The 15,969-nt window shown below is 60.6% G+C and carries 17 protein-coding genes and 1 other RNA gene; 7 read left to right on the top strand and 11 right to left on the bottom strand.

Annotated features, from left to right (window positions below; genetic code table 11):
• Window positions 1-91: 91 nt before the first annotated feature.
• The 3 genes from fsa to ACO08C_RS05365 all read left to right on the top strand — a co-directional run bounded on the left by fsa (window position 92) and on the right by ACO08C_RS05365 (window position 2,304).
• Window positions 92-745, top strand: a complete 654-nt coding sequence (gene fsa / locus ACO08C_RS05355) for a fructose-6-phosphate aldolase (RefSeq protein WP_421788147.1) — start codon at window positions 92-94, stop codon at window positions 743-745.
• Between the two features lie 129 nt (window positions 746-874).
• A complete protein-coding gene (locus tag ACO08C_RS05360) occupies window positions 875-1,084 on the top strand; it encodes a helix-turn-helix domain-containing protein (protein ID WP_421788149.1) in 210 nt (69 codons plus the stop codon).
• Window positions 1,081-2,304, top strand: coding sequence for a type II toxin-antitoxin system HipA family toxin (locus ACO08C_RS05365; RefSeq protein WP_421788151.1), 1,224 nt, complete (start codon window positions 1,081-1,083; stop codon window positions 2,302-2,304). The genes ACO08C_RS05360 and ACO08C_RS05365 overlap by 4 nt, the downstream gene beginning before the upstream one ends.
• Here the strand turns inward: ACO08C_RS05365 and ACO08C_RS05370 are convergent.
• On the bottom strand, window positions 2,301-3,119 hold the full coding sequence (locus ACO08C_RS05370; RefSeq protein ID WP_421788153.1) for a TIGR00282 family metallophosphoesterase: 819 nt from the start codon (window positions 3,117-3,119) through the stop codon (window positions 2,301-2,303). The two genes, ACO08C_RS05365 and ACO08C_RS05370, sit on opposite strands and share 4 nt — an antisense overlap.
• 141 nt (window positions 3,120-3,260) lie before the next feature.
• Here ACO08C_RS05370 and ACO08C_RS05375 point away from each other — a divergent pair, with 141 nt between their 5' ends.
• Window positions 3,261-3,998: an FkbM family methyltransferase gene (locus ACO08C_RS05375; RefSeq protein ID WP_421788155.1), complete on the top strand. Its 738-nt coding sequence runs from the start codon at window positions 3,261-3,263 to the stop codon at window positions 3,996-3,998.
• A gap of 21 nt (window positions 3,999-4,019) precedes the next feature.
• On the opposite strand, the gene ACO08C_RS05380 is transcribed toward ACO08C_RS05375, so the two are convergent.
• The 9 genes from ACO08C_RS05380 to glmM form a co-directional block, all read right to left on the bottom strand.
• Window positions 4,020-4,592, bottom strand: coding sequence for a 5-formyltetrahydrofolate cyclo-ligase (locus ACO08C_RS05380; protein ID WP_421788157.1), 573 nt, complete (start codon window positions 4,590-4,592; stop codon window positions 4,020-4,022).
• A 2-nt stretch (window positions 4,593-4,594) separates the two neighbouring features.
• Window positions 4,595-4,755, bottom strand: a non-coding RNA gene (gene ssrS / locus ACO08C_RS05385) — 6S RNA.
• A 34-nt stretch (window positions 4,756-4,789) separates the two neighbouring features.
• On the bottom strand, window positions 4,790-5,143 hold the full coding sequence (locus tag ACO08C_RS05390) for a cell division protein ZapA (protein WP_421788159.1): 354 nt from the start codon (window positions 5,141-5,143) through the stop codon (window positions 4,790-4,792).
• Window positions 5,136-5,420: a DUF4164 family protein gene (locus ACO08C_RS05395; protein WP_421788160.1), complete on the bottom strand. Its 285-nt coding sequence runs from the start codon at window positions 5,418-5,420 to the stop codon at window positions 5,136-5,138. The genes ACO08C_RS05390 and ACO08C_RS05395 overlap by 8 nt, the downstream gene beginning before the upstream one ends.
• Before the next feature lie 60 nt (window positions 5,421-5,480).
• Entirely contained in the window at window positions 5,481-6,545 is a 1,065-nt protein-coding gene (locus tag ACO08C_RS05400; protein ID WP_421788162.1) for a mannose-1-phosphate guanylyltransferase, read from the bottom strand.
• The gene (locus ACO08C_RS05405) at window positions 6,542-7,717 is read right to left on the bottom strand and encodes an AGE family epimerase/isomerase (RefSeq protein ID WP_421788163.1); all 1,176 of its coding nucleotides are present in this window, start codon (window positions 7,715-7,717) and stop codon (window positions 6,542-6,544) included. Before ACO08C_RS05405 ends, ACO08C_RS05400 begins: the two co-directional genes overlap by 4 nt.
• Window positions 7,718-7,833: 116 nt before the next feature.
• A complete protein-coding gene (locus ACO08C_RS05410) occupies window positions 7,834-8,811 on the bottom strand; it encodes an NAD-dependent epimerase/dehydratase family protein (RefSeq protein WP_421788165.1) in 978 nt (325 codons plus the stop codon).
• Window positions 8,811-9,416 (bottom strand): hypothetical protein, encoded by a 606-nt coding sequence (locus ACO08C_RS05415; protein ID WP_421788167.1) that lies wholly within the window; start codon window positions 9,414-9,416, stop codon window positions 8,811-8,813. The genes ACO08C_RS05410 and ACO08C_RS05415 overlap by 1 nt, the downstream gene beginning before the upstream one ends.
• 27 nt (window positions 9,417-9,443) lie before the next feature.
• Complete coding sequence (gene glmM, locus ACO08C_RS05420; protein WP_421788169.1) at window positions 9,444-10,799, bottom strand: phosphoglucosamine mutase; 1,356 nt, start codon at window positions 10,797-10,799, stop codon at window positions 9,444-9,446.
• Window positions 10,800-10,993: 194 nt separating this feature from the next.
• On the opposite strand from glmM, the gene ACO08C_RS05425 reads away from it, so the two are divergent.
• The 3 genes from ACO08C_RS05425 to ACO08C_RS05435 all read left to right on the top strand — a co-directional run bounded on the left by ACO08C_RS05425 (window position 10,994) and on the right by ACO08C_RS05435 (window position 15,124).
• Window positions 10,994-12,004, top strand: coding sequence for a glycosyltransferase family 2 protein (locus ACO08C_RS05425; RefSeq protein WP_421788170.1), 1,011 nt, complete (start codon window positions 10,994-10,996; stop codon window positions 12,002-12,004).
• Between the two features lie 262 nt (window positions 12,005-12,266).
• The gene (locus tag ACO08C_RS05430) at window positions 12,267-13,019 is read left to right on the top strand and encodes a glycosyltransferase (protein ID WP_421788171.1); all 753 of its coding nucleotides are present in this window, start codon (window positions 12,267-12,269) and stop codon (window positions 13,017-13,019) included.
• Window positions 13,016-15,124 (top strand): glycosyltransferase, encoded by a 2,109-nt coding sequence (locus ACO08C_RS05435; protein ID WP_421788173.1) that lies wholly within the window; start codon window positions 13,016-13,018, stop codon window positions 15,122-15,124. Before ACO08C_RS05430 ends, ACO08C_RS05435 begins: the two co-directional genes overlap by 4 nt.
• Here the strand turns inward: ACO08C_RS05435 and ACO08C_RS05440 are convergent.
• Window positions 15,121-15,969 (bottom strand): SMP-30/gluconolactonase/LRE family protein, encoded by an 849-nt coding sequence (locus ACO08C_RS05440; RefSeq protein ID WP_421788175.1) that lies wholly within the window; start codon window positions 15,967-15,969, stop codon window positions 15,121-15,123. The two genes, ACO08C_RS05435 and ACO08C_RS05440, sit on opposite strands and share 4 nt — an antisense overlap.

The raw sequence follows: 15,969 nt of genomic DNA on the forward strand, positions 1-15,969 counted from the left end.
AGCCCATAAGCGGCTGCGCCTCCAAGCCGTGTCGTCACGTTTCCTTCACCGCGTGAGGATAGGACCGGACCTATTGCAGGAGATTGCCGCCATGATGCTGTTTCTGGATACCGCCGAACTGGAAGAGATTGCCGCCCGTGCCGATACCGGGCTGGTCGATGGGGTGACGACCAACCCGTCGCTGATCGCCAAGAGCGGGGCTAACATCAAGGAGCGGATCGCCGACATCTGCGGCGTCATTCCCGGCCCGATCAGTGCCGAAGTTGTCGCGACGGAGACCGACGGCATGATCGCCGAAGGCCAGACGCTGGCCGCTATCGCCGAAAATGTGGTGGTCAAGCTGCCGCTGACGGTGGATGGGCTGAAAGCCTGCCGCGCGCTGACAGATCAGGGGATCGCCACCAATGTGACGCTGTGCTTCTCGATCAACCAGGCGCTGCTGGCGGCAAAGGCCGGGGCGACCTTCGTGTCGCCCTTCATCGGCCGGCTGGACGATCTCGGCGAAGACGGGATCGGACTGATCGAGGATATCCGCTATCTCTATGACGAGCACGGCTTTGCCACGCGCATTCTCGCCGCATCGATCCGGTCGGCCGAGCATGTCGAAGGCAGCGCGATGGCCGGTGCCGATGCCTGCACGCTGCCGCCGAGAATCTTCGATGCGCTGGCCCAGCATGAGCTTACGGATAAGGGCCTCGAAGCCTTCCTGAACGACTGGAAATCTGCCGGTCAGGACGCGATCTAGTCACCCGAGTATCGCTGATCGGCGATACTCGGGTAATGCAAGGCACTCCATTTCTGTTTATCGTCAATCGGCGATATTTCTTGATTTCAAACGGAGAATGTGGCATTTATCGCCAATCGGAGATAAATGATGCCCAATCTGACACCAGAATCTCTTGGACAAGCGATCCGAAAGGCCCGGCGCGCACAGGGTCTGAGCCAGACACAGGTTGCTGAAGCCCTTGGATTTTCGCAGCAATGGATCAGCGAGATCGAATCCGGAAAGCCCAATGCGCGCATCGGTGCCGTGCTTGACGTTGCCGATGCTGTGGGGTTGGAGATCACGGCTAACCCGCGATGATTCCGGTCTATTTCGAACAAAAACTCGTTGGCGTGATAGAGGGTGAAGGCGCAACTCTGCAGTTCCGCTATGCAGAACCATGGGTGAACTCAGCCGAGTCTTTTCCAATCTCGGCGAGATTCCCAATTCTCACAGAGCCTTTCGATGCGTCAGATAGCACCAACTGGTTTGCCAACCTGCTACCGGAGGAAGATCAGCTTGTCGCCTTTGCCCGGCTGAACCAGGCGCACCCGGCCGATCTGTATTCCCTGCTGCAGAGGGCGGGCCGGGAAACAGCGGGCGCCCTGTCGATCGGCGGGCCGGAAGCCATTGGCCGCTACGACGCGCGAAACGCGGCGCAACTCGAAAACGATATCGAGCAATTGCCAGCTCGGCCTCTGCTAGCGGGCGGAGATGAGGTGTCCCTGTCCCTGGCTGGCGCCCAATCGAAAATGGTTCTGGCGCGCCTGAATGGCGAACTCCATCTGCCGCTGAACGGCGCGGCTTCCACACACATTCTCAAACCGGCCAACCGCCTATACGCATCCATCGCAAATGAAGCTCTTTGCATGCGTCTCGCCCAGGCCATTGGACTGGACGTCGCGCATGTCGAGACCGGGCGCGCAGGACAACACGCCTATATTTTGATCGAACGCTATGACCGCGCTCGCGGAGAGGGACTCTCGATCAAACGTCTTCACCAGGAAGATGCAGCACAGGCCTTGGGCTTGTCGCCGCTCCAGAAATATGAAGCCAGGGGCGGGGCGACGCTGCGGGATTTATTCGATCTGATCGACAATTTCAGCCAACAGCGCGTCCGCGACCGGCTGGAGCTAAGAGATCGTGTGATTTTCAATGCCTGCATTGGCAACACGGACGCCCATGCCAAGAATTTCAGCTTCATGATCTCGAACGGCTACAGGCTGGCACCCGCCTACGATCTGCTATCCGCTGCACCCTATAATGAAATCACGGAAAACATGGCGATGAAAATTGGAGGTGGCCGCAATTTCCGCCATCTCAGCGGGAAGCACTGGCTGGCGTTCGCCGCAGAATGCAGACTTGCGGCCTCGCCGCTGCTCCGGCGCGTCCAGGAGATCGCAAATCTCATCCTGACCCATATCGATGCCTGTAGCGAAAACCTTGCCCGGGAACCGGGAGCTTCCAATGAAGAGGTCGGCTATGTGAAGGGGTTCATCATTGATCAGGCCAACGGAATGAAAGCCAAACTGACAGCCTAGAGTGCCGGTTCCGCCTGGCCGAGTATGCCGCCGATCCGCACCGGCTGGAGTTTGACGGCCAGGCCGGACCTGTCATCGGTCTCGACCACGACCCCGCACAGCGTGCCTTCGCCGTCGGCCGGCTGGAAACGCGCCGCGCGCATCCGCGTCGTAAAGCGGCGCATCGGCTCGTCTTTCTCCATGCCGATAATGGAATCATAGTCACCGGTCATGCCCAGATCGGTGATGTAAGCGGTGCCGTTCGGCAGGATGCGGTGATCGGCCGTCGGAACATGAGTGTGTGTGCCGGCGACCAGGCTCGCACGTCCGTCGCAGAACGTGCCCATCGCCATTTTTTCGCTGGTGGCTTCGCCGTGGAAATCGATAAGAGCTGCATCGCAAACCTCGCCCAGCGGCGCAGCCGACAGCTCCCTTTCGACCGCGACGAAAGGATCGTCGAGCGGATCCATGAACAACCGGCCCATGACGTTCATGACAAAGACCATGGCGCCGTTCTGAGCCGGAAACACGCCGGCGCCGCGGCCCGGCGCGGTGCCGGGCGGGTAATTGGCCGGACGCAAAAGGCGGGGTTCGCGCTCGATATAGGTCAGTGCTTCGGACTGGTCCCAGGCATGATTGCCGAGGGTGAGGACATCTGCGCCGGCCTCGAACAACTCTCCGGCCGTCCGTTCCGTGATTCCGAAGCCGCCCGCCGCGTTCTCGGCGTTGATCGCCACGAAATCGAGGCCCAGCTCACCCCTCAACCGCGGCAAATGTTCGGCCACGGCCCGCCGTCCGGACTTTCCGACGATATCTCCAAAAAAAGCGATGCGCATCAATCAGCCTTCTGTCCGACGGCCGGTTCCTGCCAGCCAGCGAAAATCCCGCGCTACATCCGACATATTTGCCAATCGGTCCACCACGGATAAGAGTGCGCGTGACCATAGGGCCTCGCCGCACCGCATCCAGAGCCGTAGATGAGATTTCCTTCGCGCCATCAGAGCCTGTCGCTGCTGATCAAGGCCGGACTGCCGGTCGGAACGGTGATTGATGTTGGTGTCCACGCCGGCACGCCGGATCTGATGGAGCTGTTTCCCGACAAGCGGCACATTCTGATCGAACCGGAAGCCGCCCATGCAGCGGCGATCGCGGAGAACTATCGAGGACTCGATCATCAGCTGCATCCCACCGCTGCATCGAATGTGGATGGCGAGACCCGCATCATCAGCGAGCGCAAGGACAGCCCGTCCGAGATCACGCATTCGCATGTCGATCCGGCAAGCGCTGGTGAAATCGTGCGCTGTCAGCGGCTGGACACGCTGCTGGCTTCGAACCCGGCGCCCAAACCTTTTCTCCTGAAGATCGACACGGACGGGCATGAGCGCGAAGTGTTGGAGGGCGCGGCCGAAACGCTTAGCCATTGCGCCGTCGCCGTCGTGGAGATCGCACCGCATGAACTGACCGCTATCGTCGGCTTGCTCGAGCAGGCCGGATTTCAACTCCATGATATCGTTGATCTTTGCTACTATCACGACACGCTGTCCCAGTTCGATGGCGTATTCGTGAACCGCAAGCTCTTCGATGCCGGATCGCTTTCGCCCTGGCAGACGCAGGCGTTTCGCTGGGCCGATTGGAAAGCGCTGGTCTCGCCGGCGGACCGGGTGCGGCAGCTCGGCCGCCACGTCGCGCGGCTTCGGCACAAGCTGTTTCGCTAGCGCCTTTTAATTCGGCTGCCCTTAGCCGAATCTATGGGCGGCTTCTTCTGTGATCAGCCAATCCAGCCTTTGGTCGTGGGCCTGCACGGGCAATTTCACGACGCGCTGGGCTTCATAGCCAAGACCGATGGCGATCACTTCACCGCCGCCGCGGAGCGCGTTGAGTGTGCGGTCATAATAGCCCCCGCCATAGCCAAGCCGATAGCCGCGATGGTCGATGGCCAGCAAGGGAACCAGAAGAATCGCGGGTACCAATTGAGGCGCCTCGGCGTGCGGCGTGGCAATGCCGTGCGCACCCGTTTCCAACTCATCGCCCGGCAACCATTGGTGAAAGGCGAGCGGTGCGCCGGGACCGGCCACGCGCGGCAGCGCCAGACGTGCCTGTTCGCAATGAAAGGTTTCCATCAGGCGGATCGGATCGATCTCGCTGTTGACGGCATGGTAGCCAGCCACGACCGACCCCACGCCGGGCCAGATCTCGTCGGGAAAATGCCGGACCAGCGCAGCGGCGGCATCGGGGTGCTGTTCATGGGCGGCACGGCGCCGGTCCAGCGCCTTAGTGCGTGCCCGTTTCTTTCGCCAGTTCGTAAACATGCAGCGGCCCCACGATCACCGTCGGACTTTGTAAATTCCCATCGAACCCACAAACGTAGGTGGGCGCCGCGTATCGGGGACCACGATCCCCATCAGAGGCAGCTCCCATGATGAGATGTAAGGTCGCGGGGAATTAAAGTCCTGACGCATGCCGCAGAGACCGCCGGGATCGTATTTGGACCTCCGCGCGATCATCCTCAAGGGCTCTCGTCTGTTGCGAGCGCCTCAAGGCGTTCCGAAATACCGTTCAGCGCCTCGATCAGCCCGTCCGATCCGCTTTCGTCCGCCGGTGGGCGTGGTGATTCGCTCTTCAACCGGTTGAGATGGCTTTCCAGCGCTTCCAGGCGATTCTGGGCGGTTTTCAACTCATCGACCACGACGAGCGAGGCCATCAGGAGCAAGCGCAGGTCGCCGATCTGGCCGACTTGCTTGGACAGGTCGGTGACATGAGAATCGAGATGCCGCGCCAGTTCGCGCAAATAGCTTTCCTGACCATCCTCGCAGCCGATGGTGAAGGCGCGGCCATTGAGCGTGACGGAGACCTTACCCATCGGCGTTTTCCGCTGCGGTTTTGGCGGACTTCGCGGCGGCGCGTAATTCTTCGATCGCTTCGCCCAACGCTTTCGAGGCGTCCTCCGCGGCTTCGGCCATTGCGGCTTCGCTCGCGCGGGCGCGGTCAAGCTCGTCCGCCAAACGGGCGCGATCGCTGTCCGCGTCGCCGGACTCCCGTGCGGCGGCCTGAAGACGGTTCACCCGGGATTCGACCTGCGTGATGGCGCGGTCGAGCCGGGCGATCGCCGCCGCCATGGGATCTTTGTTAGTGGACATGCTGCTGCCAAAATCAGCTCAAATACGGAAAACTTCAAGTAGGACTCGAAGTGGGCGACATTAAAGCAGGTCGTCGCGCTTGCGGTCTTTCGCCGCCGCCAGGATCCGCTTGACCTCGTGCGCCCGGTCTCGGGGCGCCAGAAACACCGCATCGCGCGTTGCGACCACGACAAGATTCTCGACCCCGATGGCCGTGACCGTCACGTCCTCGCCGCGCAGATAGCTGCCGGCGGTTTCCAGCGCGATCACGTCCCCTGACAGCACATTGCCCTGCGCATCGGCGTCGAGCGCGTCGGCCAAGGATGACCAGGTCCCGACATCCGACCAGTGAAATCGGGCGGGCATGACCGCGGCGTGCTTTGTGCGTTCCATAACCGCAATGTCGAGCGGGATGGACGGGCTGAGTGCGAATGCGTCTGCATCGATCCGGTTGTCCGCACCGAGCGCCGCCTGAACGGCGTTCAGCACTTCCGGTTCGTAGCGCCCGAGCTCCGCCAGGAGAGTGTCGGCACGGAACAGGAATATACCGGCATTCCAGAACCGGTCGCCGGCCTCGAGATAGGCCGCGGCTTTGGCGGCATCCGGTTTTTCCTCGAACGCCGCGACGGCGAACCCCTCACCGACCGGTGCACCTTTCCGGATATAGCCATAGCCGGTTTCGGGCCGGGTCGGCAGGATGCCGAAGACGACAATCTTCCCATCCGTGGCCAGCGGGGCTGCCGCGGCGACAGTTTCGCGGAATTTCTCGACCGGCGCGATGTGATGGTCCGACGACACGAGCAGCACCAGGGCTTCGGAGCCGTCCGCTTTCTGGGCCAGTAATGCCGCCAAGGCCGCCGCGGGCGCTGTGTTTCGTCCGACCGGCTCAAACACCGCGGCGGCCGCGCCGATCCCGGCACTCGCCAATCCCCTGCGGACCGGTGTCTCGATTGCTTCACCGGCCACAATCAGCGGGTCGGCAAATGACACACCCTCGCCCGCCCCGCGGCAACGCAGCAATGTGTCCTCGAAAATCGTGCGTTCCGACAGGAGCGCGTGAAACGGTTTGGGCTTGGATTGGCGCGATAGCGGCCACAGGCGCTCACCCGATCCGCCACAGAGAATGGCCGGGCGGACTTTGATCATCCTGCCACCTCCCGAAATGGCCGCGCCTTGCGATTGAATACGCGGTCGGATTCAATCGCGGCGACCAGAAGGTGATAAAGTGTCGAAGCGGTGATGTGATCAACCGAGGGATTGCCCGCCGCGTCATACGCATCGATCCAGCAGCCCGCCGGTGCGGGTTTCAGGAATTTCGAGAAAAGTTGATGCAGCGCATCCTGCGCACTGCCCCAGCCGCCCGAACGTTCGCGCTCGCCCTGCACCAGAGCGGCCTTGAGATGTTCGGTTTGCTGCCAGGTGCGCGCAGAACCGTCGAGAATGACACCGTCATCACGCACGGCCGCGACGATGAGCCCGCTGACCGGCGAGCGGCCATAGGCCTTGGCGAAAGCGTACAGCCCCGCGGATTCGGGACCTGGCTCAAGGGCCGAAAGCTCGGCGTACCGGTCGAGCAGCCAGACCCATTCGAACTGATGGCCGGGTTCGGTCCTCCGGCCTTCCGGGCCGGCCAGCGGAGACCAGTCGTCCTCGAAGACTTCCCGAAGCCCGCCGGAGGGAAACAGCCAGTGATCGCGCATCAGCCGGAGAATGCCTCCGGCGCGCGCCAGGTGCGCCTGCCCGCCAAAGGCTTCATGCAGGGCCAGGCTAGCCTCGAACATGTGCATGTGCGGATTCTGGCGGCGGGGCTGACGGTCCGGGTCGGCTTCGCGCCAGCCGCCGGACGTATGGCCCAGCGTCTCGCCGATGAAGGCGAGGGTCTCCATGGCCAGCGCCTTGACCTGCGCATCGCCCGTGATCCGGTAAACATGCGATAGCGCCAAGAGCGCGAAAGCATGCTCATACAGATCGCGGCGGGCGTCGGCGACGCGCCCGCCAGCCTCCAGCTTCATCGCCCAGCCTGGCCTGCCATCAGCGTTCCAGGCCTTGTCGACGAGGTAGTCCAATCCTTTGAGCGCCAGCGCCTTGCCGTCGACCCAACCCAGTTCATGGGCGTGCGAAAAGGCATAGATTTGCCGCGCTTGCGATCGCACCCGGCGAATGGCGTCGCGATCGGGCGTCGCGTCCAAATCCAGCCGCTCATGGAATCCGCCCCGCGCGCTATCCCAGCCTTTCTCGGCCCACACCGGGAGTGCGGCATCGCGCATCCAGTCGCAGAACCGTTCGGCCGTCGTCATCACTGATTTTCGCGTCGCCATCAAAAATCCAAATCTGTCGATCACCGGCCCGGAATACCCGCTCGATAGTCGACCCGAAAACATAAAATTCGATTTAGCCCGCGGCACCCAGCATTTGCGGCGCTGGCGGCGGCTGACTATTTTCCGAAATAATCCCGATACCATTCAACAAAGCGCGGGATGCCGGTTTCAATATCAGTTGTAGGCTCATACCCGTAATCGCGCGAAATGCGGGTCAGATCGGCGTGCGTCCGATAAACATCGCCCTTTTGCATGGGCCGGTAAACGCATTCGGCCTGACGTCCGCAGGCCGATGCGATGACATTTATGAACCGCTTGATCGGCACCGGCCGCGAGCCGCCGATATTGTAGAGCCGGTGGCCGAATGCCGTATCCTTTTCCTCGACGATTTTGACCACGACGTCGATCACGTCGTCGATATAGGTGAAATCCCGTTCCAGCTCGCCATTGTTGAAGACCTTGATCGGCTGCGAGTCGAGAATTGCCTTTGTGAACAGCCAATAGGCCATGTCCGGCCGGCCCCAGGGTCCGTAGACCGTGAAGAATCGAAGCCCGGTCTGGGGGATGTTGTAGAGGCGCGCATAGCTCTCGCTGAGCAATTCGTCTGCCCGTTTTGTCGCCGCGTACAGCGATACCGGTTTGTCGGCGGGATCGGCTTCGGAGAACGGTATGGCCGCGTCATTGCCGTAGACCGAACTCGACGAGGCGTAGACGACATGACGTAACGAGCTCGACCGGCGCGCGGCTTCCAGCACGGACAGATGCCCCCTGATATTGGAGTCGATGTAGGAAAACGGGTGATCGATCGAATACCGGACACCTGCCTGGGCAGCGAGATGCAGGACGTGCGTGGGAGCGTACCGGCCGAAAATCGTTTCGACTTTCGCCGGATCGGCGATGTCGGCTTTTTCGAAGGCAAAGCCGGCCGGGCTCCCGATCTGTTCCAACCGGTCGGTCTTGAGCTTCAGGTCGTAATAATCGTTCAGATTATCGAGGCCCAGAACATCATGCCCGGCATTCAGCAATGCCTTGACGGCGTGGTGTCCGATGAAACCGGCCGCCCCGGTGACGATGACGCGCAGTTTTTCTCCCATTACGGATCCCCGCACTCGACCGGTTCGCGTCTTTCGATGCGGATCGTATCGAGCCGAACGGCCCCTGCCTCGCCCAAACCGGCCGGCCACAAGCCGATGAAAATGTATTCCGCTTCGCATTGCGGCGGGTTCAGCGTGACGGAAATCGGTTCACCATCGTCGGGAATATCCATCAGTTGCCAGCCATTCTGGCCGATACCCCGCTGAAAGACCCCGATATGGACCTGTTCGGCGGAGCTGCCCGGCGCGGCCGCCAATTCGTAGTGTATCTGCAAGCGATGCCCTTGCATGACTTCAAGCTCGCGACGGGTCAGCGGAATGAAGGCGCCGGCAGACGGGACGATCAGCGGATCGCCCAGCCGATTCTCCGCGAGGATGACGGCTGACTGGCCGCCACGGTCATTGACGGTCACGCTTGTCACGATCCCTTGTCCCACCACGAGCGATTGCAGGCGGTCGAAACCCGCGACGATGCCGGAGTCGATAATATTCCGCGTGCCATCAGCCTGCTGCCGGTAGGCTATCATCAGCGGCGAGAAGATCATGGCCGCCGCCAGCAACAGGCCAATCGTATAAAAAGCCGGGTCGTTGAGTCGAAGTAGCACGATCTAAGTCCTGGGAATTGAAACCGGTCAGACCTGGCTTTGCCGGATGGCAGCGGACACCATCTCCAACGCCTGATCGCTCGCGGGTTCTTCGCCTTCGGTCATCACGCGAATGACCGGTTCGGTGCCCGATGCCCGCACAAGGATGCGCCCGTGCTTGCCCAGATGTGCCTGGGCTTCGGCAATGGCTTTCTCGACAGGGCCGGAGGAAAGTATGGCGGCGCGGTCGCTGACGGCAATGTTTTCCAGCCTTTGAGGCGCCGGCTCGAATAGCCGGCAGCTTTCGCTGACCGGACGGTCCTTCTGCTTGAGGATGGCCAGCAATTGCAATGCCGTAATCAGGCCGTCGCCGGTCGTCGCGAAGTCGCTTAGAACAATGTGGCCAGACTGTTCGCCACCGATATTGGCGTTCAATTCGCGCATCTTCTCGACGACATAGCGATCCCCGACATCTGCGCGTTCGAGCTCCAAACCTAACGATTCCAAGAACCGGCCGAGCATGAAATTCGACATCACGGTGGCAACGACCGCCTTGCCACGCAACCGCCCCGCGGCAGCCCATTCGGAAGCGATCACGGCCAATAGTTGATCGCCGTCAACCACGTGACCCTGCTCGTCGACGATCACAACACGGTCGGCGTCGCCGTCAAACGCAATGCCGATATCGGCGCGGGTCTCGATGACTTTCTCGGCCAGCGAGCTGGGATCCGTCGCGCCGCAATTATTGTTGATGTTGAAGCCGTCCGGCTTGGTGTGGATCTCGATCACATCGGCACCGAGCTCCCAAAATGCCGCCGGGCTGACCTTGTATCCCGCACCATTCGCGCTATCGATCACGATCCGCAATCCGGACAGTGTCATGTCACGCGGGAAGGTGGCCTTGGCGATCTCGACATAACGGGCCTGGGCGTCATCGACGCGCTTGGCGCGGCCGAGAAGATCGGGCTTTGCCAGCATGATCTCCGCCGGCTCCTGCAAGAGCGCTTCGATCTTCATTTCCGCCTTGTCCGACAATTTGAAACCGTCGGGTCCGAACAATTTGATGCCATTGTCATAATAGGGATTGTGCGAAGCGGTAATCATGACACCGAGATCGGCCCGCAGTGACCGGGTCAGTTGTGCAACCGCGGGGGTCGGGATCGGGCCAAATTGGAACACGTCCATGCCCACAGCGGTGAAACCGGAAACCAGCGCGGTCTCGATCATATACCCCGACAGCCGCGTATCCTTGCCAATCACAACCGAGTGGCGGTGATCGCCGCGGCGCTTGAAATACTGTCCGGCGGCCATGCCAAGCTGCATCGCGAATGTCGGGGTCATCGGAGGCGTGTTGACGGTCCCGCGGATGCCGTCCGTTCCGAAATACTTCTTCTTGTTCTTCATGCCGCCTGTTCCCGGTTGAGGTCGCCGCGATTGTCGCCGGATGCATATCAAGGTTTTTCTGCGCGACCTATCCCCAATGCGACAAATGTGTGGCGCACCGAATTGACTTAGCAAGCCTGCAATTCCAGTAAGCGTGTAGCAATCCGTTCATGCGATCTGACCGATCGGCTGCGGGCGCAACCGGGACCTCGAACATGACACGTCAATCGCTTGTGGACATCGTCATCGTCAATTTCAACGGCGGCGATTTCATTTCCGATTGCATCGAGGCGGTTAAAAATCAGACGCTTTCAGACTTTCACGTCTATCTGATCGATAACAATTCGACTGACGGATCTGCCGAGCGCCTATCGCTTGAGGATGACCGCTTCACCCTTGTCCGGAATACTGAAAATGTCGGTTTTGCCGCGGCCTGCAATCAAGGGGCTGCCCTCGGCAGCGCACCCTGGATCGCCATGCTCAATCCAGACACCACACCGACGCCCGACTGGCTGGAAGAGGCTGTGCGGTGCGGCGATCAGTACCAGGCCGAGATGGTTGGCAGCACGCTGTTATCGAAACGCGATCCTTCCAAGCTGGACGGCGTCGGCGATGCCTACTCGCCCTTCGGCCTGGCTTGGCGCGGCGGATTTGATTGGCCTGCCGAAGCGGCGCCCGACAGCGATGGGCTGATTTTCGGTCCCTGCGCCGCGGCCGCGCTGTACCGGCGCAATATCTACATGGATGCCGGCGGATTCGACGAGGATTTCTTCTGCTATGTCGAGGACGTCGATCTGGCTTACCGCCTAAGGCTTTTTGGCGCCGTCTGCGTTCATGCCAGCCAGGCGAAAGTCTATCATTTTGGCTCCGGCATTTCCGGCCGGCGGTCAGAATTCACCATTTATCACGGCACGCGGAATCGCGTCTGGACCTGGGTAAAAAATACACCGCCAGTGATGTTCGTGCTCGGTCTGCCCGCGGTCGTGGCTGTAAATCTCGTTTTCCTCTCACGCAGTGCTTTTCATGGCAAATTTCATTGTACCGCACGGGCATTAATCGGCGCATTGCAAGGCATGGGGCCGATCCTGAGGAGCCGGCGCGACATCCAAAAGAGGCGAAAAGCAAGTACGCTCGAGCTGGCTCAGATTATGACCTGGTCGCCGATTAAGCTGCTTACCCGTGCGCCCGATGTGCGGCCGTTGAGCCAGCATAAGCAAGACCGTTGACGGCAGGACCGTTCCCGGTCGCCGCGGATTCAGCCTGTCGGCGGTCTGGACTCGGTTCCGGCACATGACTAAGGGTTGAATCCCGTTTGACGAAGCGGCTTTGAGCTTTGGCTGGACTCTTCGGGCGCTGCTTAATGGATGTTGAGGCAACACTGCCGGGCCAATGAGATCGCAATTCCGCTTATGACTTTTTTTCTTTGGTCGATTGTGGTCAGGCTGCGCAATCAAAGCGGCGGAGGGGATGCCGTCATGCCGAGACGCCATGTCTGATCCGCTTAGCTTCGCCGTAGCAATTCCCGTCGGCGGTTGGCACGATCTCCTGCCGCGGTCCCTGGCCAGTCTTGCCGCGCAAACGCCTCCTCTTCGCGTCGCCTTGATGGACGCTTCGGGCGACCCGAGGGTTGCCGAAGCAGCGGAGGCGAGCGGACTTGATTTCGCATACATGCGGACGGGTCCGGACGCCGGTCAATCATCTGCCATCGCTGAAGGCTGGGATCAGACCGAGTCAGATTTCGTATTCTGGCTGAATGCGGACGATTGCCTTGCGCCGGGTGCCCTCGATTGCGTGCGGCAAGCGGTCGAAACCCAGCCGGAGCTCGATGTCGTCTACGGGCATACCGACTTTATCGACCTGTCCGGAGAAGTGATCGACAGACACGATCAGGTGGAGGCGGTTTCGCTGCTTCTTTTGCGCTCCAACATCATTTCGCAGCCCTCCTGTTTTGTGCGCCGTTCCGCGATGGCCGCAGTGGGCGGCGTCGATCCGTCGCTTCACTATGTGATGGATTGGGATCTGTGGATCCGGCTTTATTTGGCGGGTGCGAAATTCGTGCTGGTCCACGAAACTCTCTCGCTTGTGTATATGGGCGAAGGTACGAAGACGCATCAGGTCTCGCTCGCGCGGTTGCGCGAAGTCTTTCAATTGGTCCATAAGAATGCCGGCGCTTGGGCCGCCATGAAATCTACCGGCTCGCTGGCAGCCGAGACGCTCTTCAGACGCAGGCCGACCTTATGAGTTCGCATCCTTCCATCAGTATTGTGACGCCGAATTACAACGGGGTGCAGTTCCTTCGGGAGTGTATGGAGTCGGTGCTCGGCCAAAACTATCCACGACTTCAGTATGTCATTTCAGATGGCGCCAGCACCGACGGGTCGCGGCTGGTGTTCGAGCAATACCGCAAAGAGCTTACCGCGCTGATCAGTGAGCCCGACGACGGTCATGCGGATGCCATCAACAAAGGTTTTTCCATGACCGATGGCGACATCATGGGCTGGATCAACTCCGACGACATTTTGCATCCCGGGTGCCTGTCCCAAGTCGCGCGAATTTTTGAGACCCACCCCGAAGTCGAGTGGATTACCGGCCGGCCCAGCGCGATGAATGTGCGCAGTGAGGTGTATTATGCCGGACCGGTCAGAACGTGGTCGCGGCTGCGTTTTCTCGCCGGCGACCATCGCTGGATTCAGCAGGAGTCGACTTTCTGGCGACGCAGTCTTTGGGAGCGCGCCGGTGGAGGGCTGGATACGCGGCTGGATCTGGCAAACGACTTTGACTTGTGGATGCGGTTTTTCCGTCATGCGGATCTTTATTCCGTCGATCGAATGCTGGGGTGTTTCCGCGTTCGCCCGGGTCAACGTTCCGTGGACCAACTCGATCAGTACAAGCAAGAAATGCGGGCGGTCATCCAAAGGGAGCTTGATTCACTCGATCCGGAATTCCGCTATGCGTTCGCAGACCTCATCCCGGCGAGGGCGCGCGAATTGACCGATGCCGAGCGCGAAGACCTTGATGAGCAGCTCCGCGTTCTCGATCCTCCGATCATCCGGATGAGCGCCGTACGGCGGCGGGCTGATTTTGGCGAAGCGACCGGCGGTACGCGCTTCAGCGCCGGCCTGCGAACGCCCGAGCCGATTAGCGATCTCGGCGCGCTCAAGGACAAGCACCGCGGCGAGCGCTGCGTCATTCTCGGGAATGGACCGTCGCTCAACAAGACAGATCTAAGTCTGCTCAAGGGCGAAACCGTTTTTGCGTGCAATGCTGTCCATCTCCTATTCGACCGGATCGACTGGCGACCGTCTTATTACACTTGTGTCGACTCGCAGGTCTTACCGGACCGCGCCAATGACATCGAAGCGATGCTCGGTGAGAACCCTAACATGGTCGCGTTCTTTCCGGCGGAGGTTCAAACGCATGGCGGCGAGCGCCGGCGCCTGAAAGGCCGCCAGATTATTTCCGACGGGCCCAATCGCTTTTTTTTCAATGAGGTGGCAGGAACAATCGATAACCTGCCAGAGTCGATGTTTTCGCTAAATGCTGCCGATCATGTGATCCAGCCTCACACGGTTGCCATCACGATGATGCAGCTCGCGGCCCATCTCGGTTTCTCCGAGCTGGTTCTGGTCGGTTTCGATATGAAATACACGATGCCAGCTTCGGCCAAGCGCGAAGACGAAGACGCGCCGGATGATCCGCGACTTATCTCATCGGCAAACGATGATTCCAATCATTTCGATCCGAGCTATTTCGGCGCCGGGCGGAAATGGCACACACCAAATACTATTCTGATGCGTGAGCATTTTGAAATTGCCCGCCAGGCGTTATCGCGGGCCGGCGTTCACGTGTTCAATGCAACGGTTGGCGGTGAGTTAGATGTCTTTGCGAGAAAACCGCTTTCCGACGCACTCCGGCAGCAGCCGGCACCCCAGCGCGATAAGATTCAAGCCGATACAGCCGCCGTTTCGGCGGACATGATTGAGGTGCCGCCCACCGGGGTGCAGCGGGTGCTTGCGGAGCTTGGCCCGAGCCTCAAACGCAACTGGGCCTTCGTTACGGGCGTGGTGCTTATGTTTGCAGCCATCGCGGCCAGCATCGTCTTGCTGCCGGAATGGCGACTTTGGATCGCCGTGTTCGGCCTCTTCGGCATCACGCTGGCTTTCAGCATTGCCGTAGCCCTCAAATCGCGGCGCATTCTCACCGGAGTGATGGTTGCGCTGAACGATAAGCAACGCAGCAAGGCCGAAGCTGAACTTGAACTTCAGCTGCTCGAACAGGAGCTTGATGCGCTGTATGCCGAGTTGCACATGTTGCGCCGCGAGCGCTCGCGACGCGATGTGGCCTAGCCGAATTTCAGGCTGAGGAGCGCACCATCGTGCGGCCCGTCGAGGCCGATCGACGCTGATGTCACGAAAACCCGGCTTAGCTCCGGCGCAAAGGCGAGGCTGGTGGGACGCCGGATGGGCAAGGTGACCTTTTGGATCAGATCGCCATCCGGTGAAAATCTGCGCAAGCAAGCGCCATCCCAGAAGGCAATCCAAAGCGAGCCGTCCGGATGCACCTGCATGCCGTCGGGAAAGCCGTCGCCTTCACCGAATTGGACAAACAAGCGTTTGTTGTTGAAGCCGCCTCCTGGAACCCAATCTGCGACAAAAACTGACTGGCGGGCGCTGTCCGTAAGGTAGACGCGAGCTCTGGCGGAATCAAAGGCGGGCCCATTCGTGACCCTGTATCCGCGCTCCAGGCAATTGGCCGTTCCGGTGTCCGGATCAAAGCGCCACCAACCTCCACTGTCCGCCTGTTCCGCATCGTCCATGCTGCCGGCCCAGAAGGAGCCGTCGGGTGCGCGTTTGCCGTCATTGAACCGGTTTCGCGGAAACTCCGCCTTTTCCGGCGAGAGTATCTCCCGCCGTTCAATCGAACCTTCATCGTCCAGGAAAAGCCACGCAAAACCCGATCGCGTCGCGGCAAATATGCCCCCTTCGCTGTCCGGTACATCGATGCAGCCGACCGGCTCATCCGATTTCCAGCTTTCCCGGCCACCCGATCCCGGCGTGTAACGATGCACAAGCTGGCCCTTTATGTCGACCCAGTAGAGGGCCTGCTCGGCCGCCGCCCAGACCGGTCCCTCGCCCAGCACAGACCTTGCCGGCCACGCTATTTCGGGATCGCCAATGGACAGTGGCGTCAT

Source organism: Hyphobacterium sp., assembly GCF_965229905.1.
Taxonomy (GTDB): domain Bacteria; phylum Pseudomonadota; class Alphaproteobacteria; order Caulobacterales; family Maricaulaceae; genus Hyphobacterium.

Bases quoted from the DNA above. Each gene is read 5' to 3' on its own strand.
- fsa (WP_421788147.1), top strand. From the start codon at position 92: ATGATGCTGTTTCTGGATACCGCCGAACTGGAAGAGATTGCCGCCCGT.
- ACO08C_RS05360 (WP_421788149.1), top strand. From the start codon at position 875: ATGCCCAATCTGACACCAGAATCTCTTGGACAAGCGATCCGAAAGGCC.
- ACO08C_RS05365 (WP_421788151.1), top strand. From the start codon at position 1,081: ATGATTCCGGTCTATTTCGAACAAAAACTCGTTGGCGTGATAGAGGGT.
- ACO08C_RS05370 (WP_421788153.1), bottom strand. From the start codon at position 3,119: ATGCGCATCGCTTTTTTTGGAGATATCGTCGGAAAGTCCGGACGGCGG.
- ACO08C_RS05375 (WP_421788155.1), top strand. From the start codon at position 3,261: ATGAGATTTCCTTCGCGCCATCAGAGCCTGTCGCTGCTGATCAAGGCC.
- ACO08C_RS05380 (WP_421788157.1), bottom strand. From the start codon at position 4,592: ATGTTTACGAACTGGCGAAAGAAACGGGCACGCACTAAGGCGCTGGAC.
- ACO08C_RS05390 (WP_421788159.1), bottom strand. From the start codon at position 5,143: ATGGGTAAGGTCTCCGTCACGCTCAATGGCCGCGCCTTCACCATCGGC.
- ACO08C_RS05395 (WP_421788160.1), bottom strand. From the start codon at position 5,420: ATGTCCACTAACAAAGATCCCATGGCGGCGGCGATCGCCCGGCTCGAC.
- ACO08C_RS05400 (WP_421788162.1), bottom strand. From the start codon at position 6,545: ATGATCAAAGTCCGCCCGGCCATTCTCTGTGGCGGATCGGGTGAGCGC.
- ACO08C_RS05405 (WP_421788163.1), bottom strand. From the start codon at position 7,717: ATGGCGACGCGAAAATCAGTGATGACGACGGCCGAACGGTTCTGCGAC.
- ACO08C_RS05410 (WP_421788165.1), bottom strand. From the start codon at position 8,811: ATGGGAGAAAAACTGCGCGTCATCGTCACCGGGGCGGCCGGTTTCATC.
- glmM (WP_421788169.1), bottom strand. From the start codon at position 10,799: ATGAAGAACAAGAAGAAGTATTTCGGAACGGACGGCATCCGCGGGACC.
- ACO08C_RS05425 (WP_421788170.1), top strand. From the start codon at position 10,994: ATGACACGTCAATCGCTTGTGGACATCGTCATCGTCAATTTCAACGGC.
- ACO08C_RS05430 (WP_421788171.1), top strand. From the start codon at position 12,267: ATGTCTGATCCGCTTAGCTTCGCCGTAGCAATTCCCGTCGGCGGTTGG.
- ACO08C_RS05435 (WP_421788173.1), top strand. From the start codon at position 13,016: ATGAGTTCGCATCCTTCCATCAGTATTGTGACGCCGAATTACAACGGG.
- ACO08C_RS05440 (WP_421788175.1), bottom strand. From the start codon at position 15,969: ATGACGCCACTGTCCATTGGCGATCCCGAAATAGCGTGGCCGGCAAGG.